Here is an 18405-nt window from a genome sequence, read left to right as displayed (position 1 = left end):
TTCAGGCATGAACCGCAGTCTCCAGCATAGGCGGGCGCGATCGTTGCCGTTCGATATCTTTTGGTCCGATGACAAGCATATCACCACAAAGCTGCAATACGGCACCCTCGATCAATTCGCGATCGAATAAATGCCGTGCACATTCCGCGCCAGATTCGAGCGCGGCCGCGATCTCATTGTGCGACAACTTGCCGACCTCGCGGGTGACAAGACGGGCCCCGAGATCGCTGTCAGGCTGAAGCTCGTTGGCGGGCTTGCGGATGATGGCCGGATGTCTCGGCAGATCCACCGCGTTGGCGATGATCGTGGCCGCCGCATCGGCCTGCGATGCCGTTGCAGCCAACACCGTCACCGCGTCGGCGATGCCGAGCGAAAAACTACGACCGTGGCGTCCGCTGGTCGCGATTCCGCGTACAGGGTCGGCCGAATCGACCCTCATGGTCCGCATCACGCCGGAGCCATCAGGGCGATCCATCAGACCGACAGAGAAATGCTCGCCTTCGCCAAGATGAAGCGCGAGGTCGCCGCCATTGTTGACGTAGGCTTGATTGAGTGTCGCGGCTCCGAGCATTGCGCCAAGGATCTCCTCCGCCACACTGCCAGCAACGGCGGCCATCGGCGTGACGAAGCAATCAGCCGCGTAGGGCGACACAGCGGCATGCATCCGCCGCGCGACCACGCCCTTCAGCGAAGTCCGCTCCTCAGCGGCCGTCCGCAGCTCCGGCAGTTCCGCGCAGAGCTCATCCAACAATCCGGTGAACCGCCACGCTGCAGCCTCATAGGCCGCGCGCACCTCGTCCGCAGGCCCCCTCGCCTCCACGATCAAATCAATCGGTCCATCCTGCAAATGCAGCCGCCGGCCGTCAGACAGGAATGCGATTTGCGGGCGCCGTGTCATGCCCGACGTCCCGGGATCGGGTTCTGCCAGGGCAATTGACGGACGTCGTCACCGCTCTGCACTTCGGAAAGCGGCTTCACATGATCCATGTGACCGCCGAGCGCGGCATAGTCCGACAGCATCATGGTGAACTCGATTGGCGCGACCAGCGCCGGCGTCGGCACGTAGCCAAACGCACCCGCCGGCATCTGCGTCACGTCGACCATGTAGGTGATGCCTCCGCCGGGCCAGACATAGACCGGCGCGCCGCCGCTGGTGACGCGCGTCAGTGCGTCCTTAACCGAGCGCGTCAGCCGCACCGGATTGTCGGTGACGCCGGCGCGCAACGAGCCGCCGGCACCCGCCATGAACAGCACCGTGCAGAGTGCCGGCTCGCAATTCTCCTGGATGCGCTCGACCGAAAACTTCAGGTCATCAGGCATCTCGGTCTCGACCGGCTTCAAAGCCTCGTCGAGGACATAATAGGACGAATGCTCGCCGGTGGTGGAGACCATCAGCATGGTCAGACCGGGCTTGGCTTGCTTGGCATCAAACGGCCCGAGAATCGAGAGCGGATCCGAGATGTTGGTGCCCCCCCAGCCCGTGCCGGGCTCGGCGACCTGGAAATAGCGGCCGGGCGTCGAACGCCGGCCCTTCATCTTGATGCCGGTATCGGCGATGTCGAGCAGCTTGCCGGCCTGATGTTCCGACAGCACGCCAGTGATGTGGTCATCGACCACGACGACCTCGTCGACCTTGCCATGCCACTGCTTGGCGAACATGCCGATCGTCGCCGAGCCGCAGCCGACCCGCATGCGCTCTTCCTTCACGCCGTTGACGATCGGCGGCTGGCCGGCCTGCACCACCACGGTCGCGCCGCCGTCGATGGTGAGCTCGACCGCCTTGCAATTGGCGAGATCCATCAGCGTGTCGCAGGTGACGCGCCCCTCTTTCTTGGAGCCGCCAGTGAGATGATGCACGCCGCCGAGCGAGAGCATCTGCGAGCCGTATTCGCTGGTGGTGACGTGGCCCACCGCCTCGCCTTGCGCGCGAACGGTCGCGGTCTCCGGCCCGAGATAGCGATCGGTGTCGATCTTCACCTTGACGCCGCAATAGGAGAAGATGCCCTCGGTGACCACAGTCACCATGTCGACGCCGTCGACCTCCGCGGAGACGATGAATGGCGCCGGCTTGTAGTCGGGATAGGTCGTGCCCGCGCCGATCGCCGTCACAAAGGTTGAAGGCTCGTGGACGATCTTGCCGTCCCAGTCTTCGGTCCGGCTGAACGGCACCAGCTTGCCGCCATGCGAGACGGTGCGCTCCAGGATCACGTGCGGATCGACGCGAACGAGCTTGCCGTCGTGGTTAGCGTAGCGGTCGCAAGCTCCCGCCGCACCCGGCTTGATATAACACATCACCGGACAGGCATCGCAGCGTATCTTGTCGATGGCAGCGCTCGTCGTTTCCATCACCATGTCAGAGCCAGCAGACACCGCGGTTATCATTCGTATACGAACGATGTTGCGCGCGGTCCCGATGGCTGTCAAGCGGCGGTGCGGCGCAAAAGGTGCACCTGCCGCATAAAAGCTCATATGCCTATCCGCCCTGTCCACAAAGGAGGCAGTCGCGCTGCAGTGCGGCATGACGGCTTGCACGTTTGTGTACAAACGGTATCGTCGCGACTTACAAATCGCGTGTTTACAGGGCTTGGGAACGAGGATGATGCAGACACCGATCCGCCTCACCGTGAACGGCAGGATCCACGAGGTCACTGCGGCGCGAGACACGCCGCTGCTCTACGTGCTGCGCAACGACCTCGCGCTCAACGGGCCGAAATATGGCTGCGGCCTCGGTGAATGCGGCACCTGTACTGTCCTGATCGACGGGGCCGCGGCACGCTCCTGCGTGATTCCCGTGAGTGGCTGCGATGGCCGCGACATCGTGACGCTCGAAGGCTTGGGCACGCGCGACGAGCCGGACATCGTGCAGCAGGCCTTCATCGACGAGCAGGCCGCGCAATGCGGCTACTGCCTCAACGGCATGATCATGACCACCAAGGCGCTGCTCGCGGTCAATCCGCGGCCGACCGAACAGCAAGCGCTGGCGGCACTGCGCTACAATCTCTGCCGCTGCGGCACGCATGTCGAAATCCTGCGCGCGGTGATGCGCGCCTCCGGCCAGCTCACCGAGGCCGCTGATTGATGGTCTCCTCCCATTCGAACGGAGCTGAGCGGCCATCCGGTTCGCTCGTCGTCTTGCGCACCGTGGACGAGGTCACAACCGAGACCTATGTCCGCATCACCGCGGACGGTTCGATCACAGCCTATAACGGCCATGTCGATCTCGGCACCGGCATCCGCACGGCGCTCGGCCAGATCGTCGCCGAAGAGTTGGACGTGTCCTTTGCGCGCGTCGTCATCGTGCTCGGCGATACCGCACTGGTGCCGAACCAGGGCGCGACGATCGCGAGCGAGACGATCCAGATCACGGCTGTGCCCTTGCGCAAGGCCGCAGCCCAGGCGCGGCACTTCTTGATCGCACGCGCGGCCGAGCGGCTCGAACTGCCGGCGGCCGAGCTTAAGATCGACGACGGTCTCGTGCGCGGGCCCGACAATCGCTGCGTCAGCTATGGCGAACTGATCGGCGGCGAGACGATCAGCCTGGAGCTTGCCGATGACGTCGTCGTCAAGGCGGTTGGCGATTATGCCATCGTCGGCCAGTCGGTGCCGCGGGTCGACCTGCCGGCCAAGGCCACGGGCGAGCTAACTTTCGTGCACGACATCCGCGTGCCCGGCATGCTGCACGGCCGCGTGGTGCGTCCGCCCTATGCCGGCGTCGATGCCGGTCCGTTCGTCGGCACCAGCCTGATCGCCCTCGACGAGGCGTCGGTGCGCGACATTCCCGGATTGGTTGCCGTCGTGCGCATCGGTGATTTCGTCGGCGTGGTCGCCGAGCGCGAGGAGAATGCGATCCGGGCGGCAGAGCAGCTCAAGGTGAGCTGGAAGCCGACACCCGCGCTGACCGATCTCGCTGATGTCGAGAGCGCGCTGCGCGCCAATCCATCGACGCCGCGCACGCTGATCGACAAGGGCGACGTCGACGCGGCGATATCGGGCGCGGCCAAGCCGATGCAGCGCACTTATGTCTGGCCGTATCAGATGCACGCCTCGATCGGCCCGTCCTGCGCGGTCGCCGACTTCCAGGATGGCAACATCCGCGTCTGGTCCGGCACGCAGAACCCGCACGTGCTGCGCAGCGATCTGGCGCTGCTGATCGAGCGTCCGGAGAGCGAGATCGAGGTGATCCGGCTGGAGGCCGCCGGCTGCTATGGCCGCAACTGCGCCGATGACGTCACGGCGGACGCCCTGCTGCTGTCGCGCGCGGTCGGCCGGGCCGTGCGCGTGCAGTTGACGCGCGAGCAGGAGCACGCCTGGGAACCCAAGGGCACCGCGCAGCTCATCGACGTCAATGGCGGCCTCGACGCCGGCGGCGGCATCGCTGCCTACGATCTCGCCACGCGCTACCCCTCGAACGCCGCGCCGACCCTGGCGCTGCTGCTGACCGGGCGGATCTCGCCCGAGCCCGCCGTGCTCCAGATGGGCGACCGCACCGCTATTCCGCCTTACGATTACGACCACATGCGCGTCGTCGCCCACGACATGCCGCCGATCGTGCGCGCGTCCTGGTTTCGCGGCGTCTCGGCGCTGCCGAACACCTTTGCACATGAATCCTATATCGATGAGGCCGCGACAGAGGCCGGCGTCGACCCGATCGAGTATCGCCTGCGCTACCTGAAGGATCAGCGCGCCGTTGACCTCGTCAATGCGGTCGCCGAGCGCGCAGGCTGGACGCCGCGACCGGTCCGCGAAGAGAAAGACGGCGAGATCGTGCACGGGCGTGGCTTTGCTTATGCGCTCTACGTCCACAGCAAGTTCCCCGGCTATGGCGCGGCGTGGTCGGCCTGGGTTGCAGACGTCGCGGTGAACAAAAGCACCGGCGACGTCAGCATCACGCGCGTGGTCGCCGGACAGGACTCCGGCCTGATGATCAATCCGGACGGCGTGCGTCACCAGATTCACGGCAACGTCATCCAGTCCACCAGCCGCGCGCTAATGGAGGAGGTCTCGTTCGAGCGCGGCGCGGTGGCAGCGCGCGAATGGGGGGCCTATCCGATCATCCCCTTCCCAGACGTGCCCAAGATCGACGTGCTGATGCTGCCGCGTCAGGACCAGCCGCCGCTCGGCGTCGGCGAATCTGCCTCAGTGCCGAGCGCGGCGGCGATCGCCAATGCGATCTTCGATGCCACCGGCGTGCGCTTTCGCGAGCCGCCATTCACGCCGGAACGCATTCTCAGGGGATTGCACGGCGATGCGGCGGCCGCGCCGCAGGCCCTGCCCGCGCCGGCCACCCCGCCGCCATCCCGCATCTGGGAGAATCCGTTCGCCCAACGCGCCGGTATCTTTGCGACGATCGCGGCCGTCTGCACCGCCGCGATCGGAGTCGGCGCGGCGCTGCTGCCGGGGCGCGCGATCGCACCCATCGCCCAACCCGACGCGTCGGTCTATTCCGCGGCAACGATCGCCCGCGGCGAACAACTCGCGGCGCTCGGCAATTGCGCGGAGTGCCATACGACGGTTCGAGGCGCGCTCAATGCCGGTGGCCGTGCGCTGGAAACGCCGTTCGGCACGATCTACTCGACCAACATCACGCCCGATGTCGAGACCGGCATCGGCGCCTGGTCCTACCCCGCCTTCGAGCGCGCGATGCGCGACGGGGTGCATCGCGACGGACGGCAGCTCTATCCTGCCTTCCCCTACACACATTTTTCGAAGACCAGCGAGGCCGACCTGCAGGCGCTCTATGCCTACCTGATGGCACAGCCTGCGGTGCGCGCGACACAGCCTGCCAACGCGCTCGCCTTCCCCTTCAATCTTCGGCCACTGCTCGCGGGATGGAACGCGCTGTTTCACGAGGCGGATGAATTCAAGCCCGATCCCGCGAAGTCTGAGCTTTGGAATCGCGGCGCCTATCTAGTCGAGAGTCTCGGCCATTGCAGCGCCTGCCATTCGCCGCGCAATGCACTCGGTGCCGAGCAGCGCCAGGCCTATCTCGCCGGAGGCTTTGCCGAAGGCTGGGAAGCTCCGGCCCTGACCTCGCTCTCCCGCGCACCTATTCCGTGGAACGAGGACGAACTCTTCGCTTACTTGCGCACTGGTCATTCGCGCTATCACGGCGTCGCGGCCGGCCCGATGGCGCCGATCGTCCGGGACCTCAAGGCCCTGTCCGATCAGGACATCCGCGCAATGGCGGTCTATCTCAATTCCTTCAATGACACCGCGAGCGACGGACAAATGCAAGACGCGCTCGCAACAAAACTCGAGAACGCGACGCAAGTCACTGTCGGCGCGTCCACGGGCGCGCGGCTCTATGTCGGCGCCTGCGCGGTCTGCCACGAGGTCGGCGGCCCGCCGCTGTTCGGCACCAGGCCCTCGCTCGCGCTCAACAGCAATCTGCATAGCGCGAGCTCGGACAATCTCGTGCAGGTGATCCTGCACGGCATTGCCGATCCGGTGTCGAGCGATCTCGGCTACATGCCCGCCTTCAAGGGCAGCCTGAGCGACGCGCAGGTCGAGGAGCTCGTCACCTTTCTGCGCAAGCAGTTCGCACCGGAGAAGCCGGCCTGGACCGGCGTGCGCGAGACGATCGCGCGCGCACGCGCATCCGCAAATTAGGCGTGCTTTTTGATCTCCACCGGCGGCGTGCCATGCGTGTGGAACGACTCGATCGTCTTCAGGCCCCAGGCCTGGCCCTTCTTGCGCTCCTCCTCGGTCCACACGATCGGCTTCCAGTCCGGCGCGAGGATGAGACGCGCGCCGGCGTTGGCGACCTCGACGCGGTTGCCGCCAGGCTCATAGACGTAGAGGAAGAAGGTCTGCTGGATCGCGTGCTTGTGCGGGCCAGTCTCGATGTGCACGCCGTTCTCCAGGAAAATGTCTGCAGCGCGCAAAATCTCCTCGCGGCTGTCGAGCGCGTAGGTGACGTGATGGAAGCGGCCGGGCGTGCCTGAATGGTCGAGCGAATAGGCGAAGTCGTAGCTCTTGTTCGACATCGTCAGCCACATCGCGGCTTCACGACCGTCGTTCAGCACGATCTGCTCGGTGAGACGGCAGCCGAGATAGTTCTCGAAGAACTCGCGGTTGGCCTTGATGTCGACGGCGAGGCAGTTGAGATGGTCGAGCCGGCGCACGTTGACGCCGCGGGCCGGAAAGCGCTGGGCCTGGTTCTTCAGTGCGGGCTTCAGCTCCGGCGGCGCCTGATACCATTCGGTCTCGTAATAGAGTTCGACGATGTGTCCATCAGGATCACGGCAGCGGAAGGTCGGCCCCTGCCCCATATCGCCGTCGATCCAGCCGATATCGAAGCCGGAGCCTTTCAGCGCGGCGACTCGGCGTTCCAAGGCCTGCTGACTGCGCGCGCGCAACGCCATGTGCTCCATGCCCGAGGTCTTCGAGGCCGTGAGCTTGAGCGAATAGCGCTCGTAATCGTCCCAACCGCGCAAGTAGACCGACTCGCCGTTCTGCCCGCTCACGGTCATGCCCATGACATCGACGAAGAACTTCAGGCTTTCATCAGGCTTCGGCGTCAAGAGCTCCATGTGGCCGAGATGGGCGAGATCGAGGATCGGTTCGGGCTGCATGCTTCCCTCCAAACGTCGCCGTCAGCGTTGGCTGCGATCCGCAGGACCGAATCCCGCAATCGGGCGTGAGACTGCGATGCGCCCACGCCATGGCGGACACTGAAGCCGTCGGTTCATTTGTACTAATGTACAAATCATTAGGTCTCGTCAACAAATCAAACATCTTCCAACGGGAGGGCGCGCCGCTCCCGGGAACAATTACTCCCGAACGGCGGAACCCTGACTGCCTCCAATGGTAAAGCCTTCCTTAACCGCCTTCGGCTCTCCTGAACCTCCCAATGTAGCTTTTTCCTGCCATTTCTTCTCTCAACGCGGATAGGAAACCACCTTTCGGCCGGATTGCCGCGGATTTAACGAAGCGGCCGCGCCTGCGGCTTAACCGTTTGTGCAGCGACGGCTGCGCATAGTCCGGACCAAACCCGTTGCTCTTGCCAGGTTCATTCATTGTGACATCCTTTGGACGCGTGATTTCGGTTCGCGGATCGCTCGCCCGGGTCGGGCTTCTGGCGGAAAGCCGGATGCCGGTCTCGGAGGTTCGGGCGACCGTCGGCCGCTTCGTCAGTATCCGCTGCGCAAACTCGGTTATCGTCGCAATGATCACCGAGGTCTCCTGCGAAAACCTGTCGGCTAGCGACAATTACATTGCGATTGCCTCGGTCGACCTGCTTGGTGAGATCCTCAACGCCACCGACAAGCCGAAATTCCAGCGAGGCGTCACCAATTATCCAACCATCGGCGATGCCGTCGACCTGATCACGAGCCAGGAGTTGCGCACGATCTACGCGCCGATCGGGTCGGACCAGATCAATGTCGGCTTCCTCCAGCAGGACCGCTCGGTCGTCGCCTATGTCGACGTCGAGGAAATGCTGTCCAAGCACTTCGCGGTGCTGGGATCGACCGGCGTCGGCAAATCGACCGGCGTCTCGCTGCTGCTGAACGAGATCCTGAAGGCGCGTCCGAACCTGCGCATCTTCCTGCTCGACGTGCACAACGAATATGGCCGCTGCTTCGGCGATCGCGCGCTAGTGCTCAATCCGCGGAATCTAAAGCTGCCGTTCTGGCTGTTCAACTTCGAGGAAATCGTCGACGTGCTGTTCGGCGGCCGCGCGGGCGTGCCTGAGGAGCTCGACATTCTCGCCGAGGTGATCCCGATCGCGAAGGGCGTCTATACCCAGTACCAGAACGCCGACCGCATCGGTCTCAAGCGCATCGATCCCAAGCAGGTCGGCTACACCGCCGACACGCCAGTGCCGTATCGCCTGGTTGACTTGATCTCGCTGATCGACGAGCGCATGGGCAAGCTCGAGAACCGCTCGTCGCGCATCATCTATCACAAACTGATCTCGCGCATCGAGGCCGTCCGCAACGACCCGCGCTACGCCTTCATGTTCGACAACGCCAATGTTGGCGGCGACACCATGGCCGAGGTGATCAGCCATTTGTTCCGCCTGCCGGCCAACGGCAAACCGATGACGGTGATGCAGCTCGCCGGCTTCCCGGCCGAGGTCATCGATTCCGTCGTCTCGGTGCTTTGCCGCATGGCTTTCGACTTCGGCCTGTGGAGCGACGGCGTCTCGCCGCTGCTGTTCGTGTGCGAGGAAGCGCATCGCTACGCCTCCGCCGACCGCAACATCGGCTTCGGGCCGACCCGCAAGGCTGTTTCGCGCATTGCTAAAGAGGGCCGCAAATACGGCGTCTATCTCGGCCTCATCACCCAGCGCCCGGCCGAGCTCGACGCCACCATCATCTCCCAGTGCAACACGCTGTTCACGATGCGTCTCGCCAACGAGCGCGACCAAGCGCTGCTCCGCGCCGCCGTGTCGGACGCGGCCGCCAACCTGTTGTCCTTCGTGCCCTCGCTCGGCACCCGCGAAGTGCTGGCGTTCGGGGAAGGCGTCGCCCTGCCGACGCGGCTGCGCTTCAAGGAGGTGCCGCCGCATCAATTGCCGCGCGGCGAAGCCACCATCAGCAGCGTGCCCTCGGTCACCTCCGGTCACGACATGCATTTCGTCAGCGCCGTGCTCGAACGCTGGCGCGGCGCCACCTCGCAGCGCGACGTGCCAAACGATCCACTGTTCTCGGCCCCTCCCGCCAAGACGTTGTCCAGCCTCGAAGCGCCGATGCTGCAACCGTCGATGGGCCTCGATCCCGACCGCTTCTCGCTGCTGAAGAAGCCGTTGAGGTAAGGCCGCGCGTGTCCCGGACGCGCTACAGCGTGCAACGCTGCTGCGCAGGGCCGGGACCCACGCCACACGCACCGCACTCTCGGAAAGATGGGCCCCGGCTCTGCAGGGCACCGCTGGACAAGCGCTGCGCTGCGTCCGGGGCGCGCCCCACGGAATATGCAGCACGTTGAGACGGCCGCCCGCATCGACTATGTTTGCCGCCCCCAAGCCGGAGTCCGTGCAAATGACAAAGCCCGCGCAACGCTTCCCCGCCCCCGCCCTCGACACGCTGCCGGACGACATCCGCACGCGGCTCCTCGCCGTGCAGGAGAAGAGCGGCTTCGTGCCGAACGTGTTCTTGACGCTGGCCTATCGTCCCGACGAGTTTCGCGCCTTCTTCGCTTATCACGATGCACTGATGGAGAAGGACGGCGGCCTCACCACGGCCGAGCGCGAGATGATCGTGGTCGCGACCTCGGCGGCCAACCAATGCCAATATTGCGTGATCGCGCATGGCGCGATCCTGCGCATTCGAGCCAAGAATCCGCTCATCGCGGACCAGATCGCGATTAATTACCGCAAGGCCGACATCACGCCGCGGCAGAAGGCGATGCTCGACTTCGCGATGAAGGTCTCGGCCGAGGCGCAGCGGATTTCAGAGGACGATTTCGCAGCACTCGCGCCGCACGGCTTCAGCGACGACGACATCTGGGACATCGCTGCGATCTCCGCCTTCTTCGCACTTTCGAATCGGCTGGCGAATTTCACGGGCATGCGCCCGAACGAGGAGTTCTATCTGATGGGACGACTGCCGAAGAAGTGATCGACAGGCAATGACCGAGCTCGACTGGCCCGAAATCGTGCTGCGTCTCGGCAGCGCCACGCTTGCCGGCGGAGCGATCGGCCTGAACCGCGATCTGCAAGGTAAGCCGATCGGACTGAAGACGCTCGGCATCGTCGGGCTCTCCACCGCGGCCGTCGTGCTGCTCGCGGTCGAGTTCGCCGAGCCCGGCAGAATCACCGATGCGGCGAGCCGGGTGATCCAGGGCATCCTGACCGGGATCGGCTTCCTCGGTGCCGGCGTCATTGTCCACGAGAGCAAAGGTTTTCGCGTGAGCGGCCTGACCAGTGCGGCTTGCACGTTCCTCGCTGCCTGTCTGGGCATCGTCTGCGGCACCGGACAATGGAAGATCGTCGCAGCCGCGCTGGCGTTCGCCTTCGTTCTGCTGACGGTCGGCCGCCGCGTCGAGCGCTGGCTGCACCGGATGCTCGGTGGCCAGGAGGAACTGCTGCATGAAACAGCCTCCGAGCAGAAGCCTGAAAGCAGCGTTTAGGCGCTTTCGGCTCGCCGTGCGCTCGCCGCGCGCTCACCTTCCGCCGCAGGGTCCAGCGACTCCGTACGAGCAGGGGTCGCGGTGATGCATTGCGTGCGGCTACGAAGCGCTATGCCGCTAGCGCTTTGCCATCAACTCGAGTGCCGGAGCAAAGCGCTCGGCAAACGTCAACGTCAATGTCTTGGCATGGTGAACTGCCGCAAACGAGGCCGAAACCCCCGCTGACGCAAGGGCGAGCAGGGCAACAGCGAAAACCAGACGGCGCATTCTTGCCTCCCGTGTGAGCCCGATTGCCCCAAAGGATGGGACGGCTCTATTTCAGGACCGCTTCATGCGGGCGGAAAATGATTTCGCTCAAGAGGCTGTGATGAGGTCGGATTGCGGTGCAGTATCCATGTGCCTCTAATCCTCGTCCGCCGGCCCGCACCAGCCGGGCAGATAGATCGCATCCTTGCTTCTAGCCGAGGACATGGCCTTCTCGAGCGCCTTGTCGAAATCGGCATCGACCAGCTTGCGCGAGAGTTTTCGGCGCAGATAGTCGGCCCACAGGAATTCGGAGAATGGCGTCGTATCCTTGGCGAAGCCGCCGATGCGGCGGAGCTCGCCGGCGAGGCTGCGGAACGGGTCATCCTTGAGGTGGGCCACCGATTTCGGCAGGTCCCGGAACGGCCGCCTTTCGCCCTTGGCGTCGTAGGGATAGACCCAGCGCTTGTTGTCCAGGACGCCCCAGAACGCCTCGCGCTCGACCATTCTGAGGTCGCCGACGATGGTGACCAGCACCTCCTTGATGCCCTCGTCGTGCAATGCGCGGCCGAGATGATGATGATCGATCACGTAATAGCGCTGGTCCGGGCCGTAGACGACGGGGATCATGTGCTTGCCGAGCAGGTCGGCCTGCTTCTTCTTGTCGTGCTCGCGCCAGCGCTTGCGCTTCTCCTTGACCTCGCGCATGCCGACCGTCATCTGCGTCGGCCGCAGCGACAGGATGGGGACCGGGTGCACTCTCGGCTCGCGCGTATTTGTCATCTCGAACGGTCTCTCACTTGGTTGCGATTGGCGGAACAGGTTCCCTGGACTATGCCATCGCCCCAGCGACGGCAAAGGCGTTGGGCTGCACGCGCAGATCACAAGCCGATGTGGACGAGAGCACGCGTGAGTTCCCCGGCCAATATTGCAACGCAACCGCATATTCTTGACCACTTTACGGCCGGCTCGTGACGCTTGGCGGCGCGCTATGCAAAATAGTGCGAATAGGAAATGCATCTGGGCGTTGAGAAGATTTTCTGCAACGCGCTCATCACGTATGCTATTTAAAAATCGCTGCTTCGGAGTGATCCCCTGCCCTATGAAAAGCCAGCGGCCCATAAGCTCTGATGACGAGCACCGGGTGCTCCAATTCAGGCCGCGCACCTCGCCTTCCGCCATGGTTCGCCGGGGCAGCGGCACCGTGCAGTCATTGCGCGCGGCGCCGGAGCCGCTCGACCTATCGCGCTACGAGCAGCCCCGCACCGGACCGGACGATTTCCGCCACCGCATGCTCGCCAATATCGCGGCGCTCGCCTTCACCATCGCGCTGACCGCGATCGGGATTTGGCTCGCCGTGAGTATTGCCGACCTGCGCCGGACTCAGGATTGCGTGCTGATGGGCCGCCGCGACTGCGTCAAGATCACGACGCCGCACATCTAGGCGCGCCTTGCCGGCGGTCCCTCACTGGACGGCCCGTGGCGGGCATCCCCAGCCCTGTCTCCGCGCCTGGCCGGCTCCATTGAACTCAGGGCGGCGCTCCGATATACGGGCTTTCGACCCGGCCAGAGGGGGGTTTGAGGGCGTCATCAGGGGCGCGATGCCCACCCACCGTGCCACTCTGGAATCTGACAAATACCTGCAATATATCAAAGGCTTAGTGATGTCTTCCACATTCGATCAGGTCGCCACGATCATCGCTGAAACCTGCGACATCCCGCGCGACACGATCACGCCGGATAGCCATGCCATAGATGATCTCGGCATCGACAGCCTCGATTTTCTTGATATCGCGTTCGCGATCGACAAGCAGTTCGGCATCAAGCTGCCGCTTGAAAAGTGGACCCAGGAGGTCAACGACGGCAAGGCGACCACCGAGCAGTATTTCGTGCTGAAGAACCTGTGCGCGCGCATCGACGAGCTCGTCGCGGCCAAGGGCGCGGGCGCCTAAGCGCGCGGCCATGCAACTCGAATACTTCCACATGATCGATCGGATCGTCGACTTAAACGTCGACGAGAAGACGATTGTCGTCGAGGCCCAGGTTCCGAACGCAAGCACCATCTTCGAGGGACACTTCCCGGGCTATCCGCTGATGCCCGGCGTGCTCCTGATCGAATCGATGGCGCAGGCTTCGGGCTGGCTTCAGCTCGGCGTGCTGAAGTTCGAGCGCATGCCGATCCTCGCCGCCGTGAAGGAGGCCAAGGTCCGCGGCTCGGTCTACCCCGGTGATGTCATGAGCATCGAGGCGACCCTGTCCCATCAAGGCTCGGGTTACGCGGTCACCGAAGCCAAGATCCGGGTCGGCGGCAAGCTGCGCGCGAATTCGACGCTCACCTTCACGCAGATTCCCTTTCCCAATGCGGATATGCGCGGACACATGGACGCAATCGCCAAACGCGTCGGCTTTCCGCAACAGGCCGTTTCGCCATGACCGACACCTTCGCGACGAAGCCCGCCCAGACGGAAGTCTGGATCACCGGCATTGGACTTGCCACCTCGCTCGGCGAGGGGCTCGACGCCAACTGGGCTGCGCTCCAGGAGAAGCGCATCAATGTCGACGAGAAGGGCTTTGCGCCCTACATCGTGCATCCCTTGATGCCGGTCTCTTTCGACAGCCAGATTCCGAAGAAGGGCGACCAGCGCCAGATGGAAGCCTGGCAGCGTATTGGCACCTATGCCGCGGGCCTGGCGCTCGATTCCGCCGGGATCAAGGGCAACAAGGATATCCTGTCGAAGATTGACATGGTGGTGGCCGCAGGCGGCGGCGAGCGCGATCTCAACGTCGACACCGGTGTGCTCACGGCCGAGGCCAAGGGCGCCAACGCCCCCGGCTTCCTCAACGAACGGCTGATGAGCGACCTGCGGCCGACGTTGTTCCTGGCCCAGCTCTCCAACCTGCTCGCCGGCAACATCGCCATCGTCCATGGTCTCGGCGGCACTTCGCGCACCTTCATGGGCGAAGAGGTCGCGGGCGCGGACGCCGCCCGCATTGCGCTCGCGCGCATCGCCTCGGGTGAGAGCGACATTGCGCTGGTCGGTGGCTCGCACAATGGCGAACGCAAGGACCTGATGGTCCTCTACGAATTCGGCGACTTCAACCTGAAGGACAAGTTCGCTCCGGTGTGGGCGCGCAAGGACCGTCCCGGCTTCGCGCTCGGTTCGGCCGGCGCCTTCCTGGTACTGGAGTCGAAGGCGCATGCAGAGGCGCGCGGCGCAAAGCCGTTCGCCAAGCTCACCAGCGTCGTCGCCGACCTTGCCCGCCGCAAGCAGCCTGGCGACATGGCCTCGACGCTGGAGAAGCTTTGGGAAAAGCTGCCCAAGCGCGAGGGCAAGGCCGCGATCATATCAGGCGCGACCGGCGCCGAGCCCGCGACCTCGGAAGAGCGCAGCTTCCTGAGGGGCCATGCGGATCTGCCGGTGCGCTCGACCGGCACCATGTTCGGCCACACCATGGAAACGCAATTCCCGCTCGGAATTGCCCTGGCCGCACTGTCGATCTCGCGCGGTGCATTGTTCCCGCCGAATGATTCCACCGGGACCGAGATTGAAATGCAGGGCGCGCCCACCCAGATCGTGGTGATAGGGGCCGGACACTGGCGCGGCGAAGGCATGGCGCTGATCGAGGCAGTGAGCTAGCTCAGGGGGTCGAAATGACTGCACCACGCGACAAATTCGGCCGTCCCGTCGTCGTCGTCACCGGCATGGGCATCATGACCTCGCTCGGCGCCGGCAAGGCCGACAATTGGGCGAAGCTGGTCGCCGGCGAATCCGGCATCCGCACTATCACGCGTTTTCCGGTCGACGGCCTGAAGACCACGATGGCTGGTACGGTGGATTTCGTCAGCGTCGATCCGTTCTCCTCCACCGGCCTCTCCGAGCGGATGGCGGAGCTGGTGACGGAGGAAGCGCTCGAGCAGGCCGGCATCGGCGCCAAGGAGGATTTCCCCGGTCCCCTCTTCCTCGCAGTCGCGCCGGTCGAGGTCGAATGGCCGCAGCGGCGCGAGCTTGGCCGCGCCGTCGGAAAGACCGACTTCAACTACGACGACCTCCTGCGCATCTCCGGCGGCGGCAAGTACAGCGACTATCATCACCGCTTCATGTTCGGCTCGGTCGCCGCGCATCTCGCCGAGACTTTCGGCACCAAGGGTTCGCCGATCTCACTATCGACGGCCTGCGCGTCGGGCGCGACCTCGATCCAGCTCGGCGTCGAGGCGATCCGGCGTGGCGAGACCGACGCTGCGCTGTGCGTCGCGACCGACGGTACCGTCAATCCGGAGGCGCTGGTGCGCTTCTCGCTACTCTCGGCGCTCTCGACCCAGAACGATCCGCCGCAGGCGGCCTCCCGCCCCTTCTCCAAGAACCGCGATGGCTTCGTCATGGCCGAAGGCGCCGGCGCGCTCGTGCTGGAAAGCTACAAGGCGGCGACCGCGCGCGGCGCAAAGATCCTCGGCGTGATCGCCGGCTGCGGCGAGCTCACCGATTCCTTCCATCGCACCCGCTCCTCGCCCGACGGCAAGCCGATCATCGGCTGCATGAACAAGACGCTGGCCGATGCCGGCATGACGCCGGACCAGATCGACCACATCAACGCGCACGGTACCGCGACGCCCGAAAACGACAAGATGGAGTTCAACACGACGTCGGCAGTGTTCGGCGAGCTCGCGCAGAAGATTCCGGTCACCTCTAATAAGTCGATGGTCGGCCACACCATCTCGGCCGCCGGTGCGGTCGAGGCGATCTTCTCGCTGCTCACGCTCGAGCATCAGCGTATCCCGCCGACGATCAACTACGAGACCCCGGATCCGACGATCCTGTTCGATGTCGTCGGCAACAAGGCCCGCGATGCCCGCGTCACCGCGGTGATGTCGAACTCGTTCGGCTTCGGTGGCCAGAACGCCTCGCTGATCCTGACCCGCGAACCGGCCTGACCGGACGCATGGCACTGCTGACTGCGAGCACGAAGGCCCGCGCGCGGGAGGCTGCCAAATCGCTCGGCGGCAGCTTGATCGGCGCCGCGACTGTCGGCTTGCTGCGCACCACGCGCTATTTCGATCCGGTCAAGACTTCGGACTTTTTCGCGCGCGTCGTAAAGCTCATCGGCCCGCGTCTGCGCGAGCATCGCATCGGCCGCGCCAACCTCACTGCGGCATTTCCGGAGAAGTCGCCAGAGGAGATCGAACAGATCCTGATGGGCGTCTGGGACAATCTCGGCCGCGTCGGCGCCGAGTTCGCCCATATCGACCATGTCTGGGACTACGACCGCGATCACCCCGAGAAGAGCCGGATCGAATTGTCGCCGCGCAGCATCGAGCTGTTCGACCAGATCCGCGACGATGGCAAGCCGGCGCTGATCTTCGCCGCGCATCTGGCCAATTGGGAATTGCCGGCGCTCGCCGCCGTCGCGCATGGGCTGGATACTGCGATCCTCTATCGCCGACCGAACATCGCCTCCGCCGACCGCATCATCCAGGAGATGCGCCAAGTCAACATGGGCACGTTGATCCCGGCAGGCCGCGACGCGCCGCTGCGGCTCGCGCAGGCGCTCAAGGACGGCAAGCACGTCGCGATGCTGATCGATCAATATCTGACGGCCGGCGTCGAGGTCACCTTCTTCGGCCGCAAGACCCGCGCCAACCCGATGCTGGCGCGCCTCTTGCGCCAGGTCGAGTGCCCGATCCACGGTGTGCGCATCATCCGCCTGCCCGACGGCCGCTTTCGCGGCGAGCTCACCGAAGAGATCAAGCCGGTGCGCGATGCCGACGGCAAGATCGACATCCAGGGCACGACCCAGGCGATCACGAGCGTGGTGGAAAGCTGGGTGCGCGAGCATCCGGAGCAATGGCTGTGGCTGCATAGAAGGTGGCGGTAGTTACGCCGCCATTGCGAGGAGCGAAGCGACGATTCAATCCAGAGTGCCTCCGCGGAGAGATTCTGGATTGCTTCGCTTCGCTCCTCGCAATGACGGGTGTGCTCCTCACCGCCCCGTCTTCACCTTGGTCCAGAGTCTATTGATGATGCGCTGCGTCGCCGGCTCGCGCGCGGTGATGACGAAGAGCTTCGAAAGCGTCGCCTCGTCCGGATAGATGTTCTTGTCGTTCAAAATCTTTGGGTTGACCAGTTTCTGGCTGGCGAGGTTGCCGTTGGCGTAGGACAGGAAGTCCGAGTTCTTGGCGGCAACATCGGGGCGGTAGAGATAGTTGATCAGCTCGTAGGCCTCCTTGACGTTCTTGGCATCCGCGAGGATCGCGAGATTGTCGAAGAACATCTGCGCACCCTCTTTCGGAATGGCATAGCCGATCTCGATGCCACTCTTGGCCTCCGCAGCGCGGGCGCGGGCCTGCATGATGTCGCCGGACCAGCCGACCACGAAGCAGATCTCGCCGGTAGCGAGCGCGCTTAAGTATTCGGAGGAGTGAAACTTGCGCACGGACGGGCGGACTTTTGCCACGACGTCGGCAGCCTTCTCCAGGTCCGCCTGGTTGGTCGAGTTCGGATCGAGCCCGAGATAATTCAGCGCTGCCGGAAAGATGTCGTCGGCGGAGTCGAGCATGTGCACCCCGCAGTCTTTGAACTTGGTCAAATTCTCGGGCTTGAAGACGATGTCCCAGCTGTCGATCTTCGCATCCGGCCCCAGGATCTGCTTCACCTTGGCGACATTGTAGCCGATGCCCGTCGTACCCCACATGTAGTTGGCGGCGTAGACATTGCCGGGATCATAGATCGCGAGGCGTTCGGTCACCACGGGCCAGGCGTTGGCCAAGTTAGGCAGCATCGACTTGTCGAGCTTCTGGAAAATATTGGCCTTGATCTGGCGCTGCAGGAAATAGGCGGTGGGCACCACGACGTCGTAGCCGGACTTGCCGGCCATCAGGCGCGTCTCCAGCGTCTCGTTGGCGTCGAAGGTGTCGTAGACCACCTTGATGCCGGTTTCCTTGGTGAAGTTCTCAAGGACCTCCGGCGCCATGTAGTTGGACCAGTTGTAGAAGTTGACGACCCGTTCCTCCGCACTTGCAGGGGCGGAGAGCAACGTCAGCGCTGCGGCAATTGCGAGAGCGAAGCAAAGCCTGAAGCGGCCGACGTTCGTCAT

General features: G+C 64.2%; 17 protein-coding genes. 11 read left to right on the top strand and 6 right to left on the bottom strand.

All coding sequences use genetic code 11. The features are described from left to right. Position 1 precedes the first annotated feature (1 nt). Positions 2-898, bottom strand: coding sequence for a UPF0280 family protein (locus IVB01_RS17570; RefSeq protein WP_247276845.1), 897 nt, complete (start codon positions 896-898; stop codon positions 2-4). Further along, on the bottom strand, positions 895-2352 hold the full coding sequence (locus IVB01_RS17565) for a 6-hydroxynicotinate reductase (protein ID WP_247276972.1): 1458 nt from the start codon (positions 2350-2352) through the stop codon (positions 895-897). Before IVB01_RS17565 ends, IVB01_RS17570 begins: the two co-directional genes overlap by 4 nt. A gap of 244 nt (positions 2353-2596) precedes the next feature. Here IVB01_RS17565 and IVB01_RS17560 point away from each other — a divergent pair, with 244 nt between their 5' ends. Together IVB01_RS17560 and IVB01_RS17555 are read left to right on the top strand one after the other, a co-directional pair. Continuing rightward, a complete protein-coding gene (locus IVB01_RS17560; RefSeq protein WP_247494709.1) occupies positions 2597-3079 on the top strand; it encodes a (2Fe-2S)-binding protein in 483 nt (160 codons plus the stop codon). Continuing rightward, positions 3079-6609, top strand: a complete 3531-nt coding sequence (locus IVB01_RS17555; protein ID WP_247276971.1) for a molybdopterin cofactor-binding domain-containing protein — start codon at positions 3079-3081, stop codon at positions 6607-6609. Before IVB01_RS17560 ends, IVB01_RS17555 begins: the two co-directional genes overlap by 1 nt. Here the strand turns inward: IVB01_RS17555 and IVB01_RS17550 are convergent. Next, a complete protein-coding gene (locus IVB01_RS17550) occupies positions 6606-7574 on the bottom strand; it encodes a catechol 2,3-dioxygenase (protein ID WP_247276843.1) in 969 nt (322 codons plus the stop codon). The two genes, IVB01_RS17555 and IVB01_RS17550, sit on opposite strands and share 4 nt — an antisense overlap. 446 nt (positions 7575-8020) lie before the next feature. On the opposite strand from IVB01_RS17550, the gene IVB01_RS17545 reads away from it, so the two are divergent. From IVB01_RS17545 to IVB01_RS17535, 3 genes are all read left to right on the top strand, one after another. Further along, complete coding sequence (locus IVB01_RS17545; RefSeq protein WP_247276842.1) at positions 8021-9760, top strand: DUF87 domain-containing protein; 1740 nt, start codon at positions 8021-8023, stop codon at positions 9758-9760. 223 nt (positions 9761-9983) lie between these two features. After that, entirely contained in the window at positions 9984-10562 is a 579-nt protein-coding gene (locus IVB01_RS17540; protein ID WP_247276841.1) for a peroxidase-related enzyme, read from the top strand. Positions 10563-10572: 10 nt separating this feature from the next. Beyond that, positions 10573-11073: an MgtC/SapB family protein gene (locus IVB01_RS17535; RefSeq protein WP_247276840.1), complete on the top strand. Its 501-nt coding sequence runs from the start codon at positions 10573-10575 to the stop codon at positions 11071-11073. Between the two features lie 117 nt (positions 11074-11190). Here IVB01_RS17535 and IVB01_RS17530 read toward each other — a convergent pair whose 3' ends face one another. Both IVB01_RS17530 and IVB01_RS17525 read right to left on the bottom strand, forming a co-directional pair. Further along, complete coding sequence (locus IVB01_RS17530) at positions 11191-11340, bottom strand: hypothetical protein (protein ID WP_247276839.1); 150 nt, start codon at positions 11338-11340, stop codon at positions 11191-11193. A gap of 135 nt (positions 11341-11475) precedes the next feature. Next, positions 11476-12099: a ParB-like protein gene (locus IVB01_RS17525; RefSeq protein WP_247494708.1), complete on the bottom strand. Its 624-nt coding sequence runs from the start codon at positions 12097-12099 to the stop codon at positions 11476-11478. Between the two features lie 319 nt (positions 12100-12418). On the opposite strand from IVB01_RS17525, the gene IVB01_RS17520 reads away from it, so the two are divergent. The 6 genes from IVB01_RS17520 (at position 12419) to IVB01_RS17495 (ending at position 17187) form a co-directional block, all read left to right on the top strand. After that, entirely contained in the window at positions 12419-12760 is a 342-nt protein-coding gene (locus tag IVB01_RS17520; RefSeq protein WP_247276837.1) for a hypothetical protein, read from the top strand. A 220-nt stretch (positions 12761-12980) separates the two neighbouring features. Next, positions 12981-13268, top strand: a complete 288-nt coding sequence (locus IVB01_RS17515; RefSeq protein ID WP_094974763.1) for an acyl carrier protein — start codon at positions 12981-12983, stop codon at positions 13266-13268. Between the two features lie 10 nt (positions 13269-13278). Further along, complete coding sequence (locus IVB01_RS17510; protein WP_247276836.1) at positions 13279-13749, top strand: 3-hydroxyacyl-ACP dehydratase FabZ family protein; 471 nt, start codon at positions 13279-13281, stop codon at positions 13747-13749. Beyond that, positions 13746-14954, top strand: a complete 1209-nt coding sequence (locus tag IVB01_RS17505; RefSeq protein ID WP_247276835.1) for a beta-ketoacyl-ACP synthase — start codon at positions 13746-13748, stop codon at positions 14952-14954. The genes IVB01_RS17510 and IVB01_RS17505 overlap by 4 nt, the downstream gene beginning before the upstream one ends. Positions 14955-14968: 14 nt before the next feature. Further along, complete coding sequence (locus IVB01_RS17500) at positions 14969-16246, top strand: beta-ketoacyl-ACP synthase (protein WP_247276834.1); 1278 nt, start codon at positions 14969-14971, stop codon at positions 16244-16246. 8 nt (positions 16247-16254) lie between these two features. Continuing rightward, positions 16255-17187 carry a lipid A biosynthesis lauroyl acyltransferase gene (locus IVB01_RS17495; protein WP_247276833.1) on the top strand — a complete coding sequence of 311 codons (933 nt, stop codon included), beginning with the start codon at positions 16255-16257 and terminating at the stop codon, positions 17185-17187. A 105-nt stretch (positions 17188-17292) separates the two neighbouring features. Here the strand turns inward: IVB01_RS17495 and IVB01_RS17490 are convergent, their stop codons facing one another. After that, positions 17293-18405, bottom strand: a complete 1113-nt coding sequence (locus IVB01_RS17490; protein ID WP_247276832.1) for a polyamine ABC transporter substrate-binding protein — start codon at positions 18403-18405, stop codon at positions 17293-17295.

The sequence above is a fragment of the Bradyrhizobium sp. 164 genome, from assembly GCF_023073715.1.
In the GTDB taxonomy this organism is placed as follows: Bacteria; Pseudomonadota; Alphaproteobacteria; order Rhizobiales; family Xanthobacteraceae; genus Bradyrhizobium.
The sequence above is the reverse complement of the archived record's forward strand: the minus strand, read 5'-3'. Positions and strand labels throughout refer to the sequence as shown.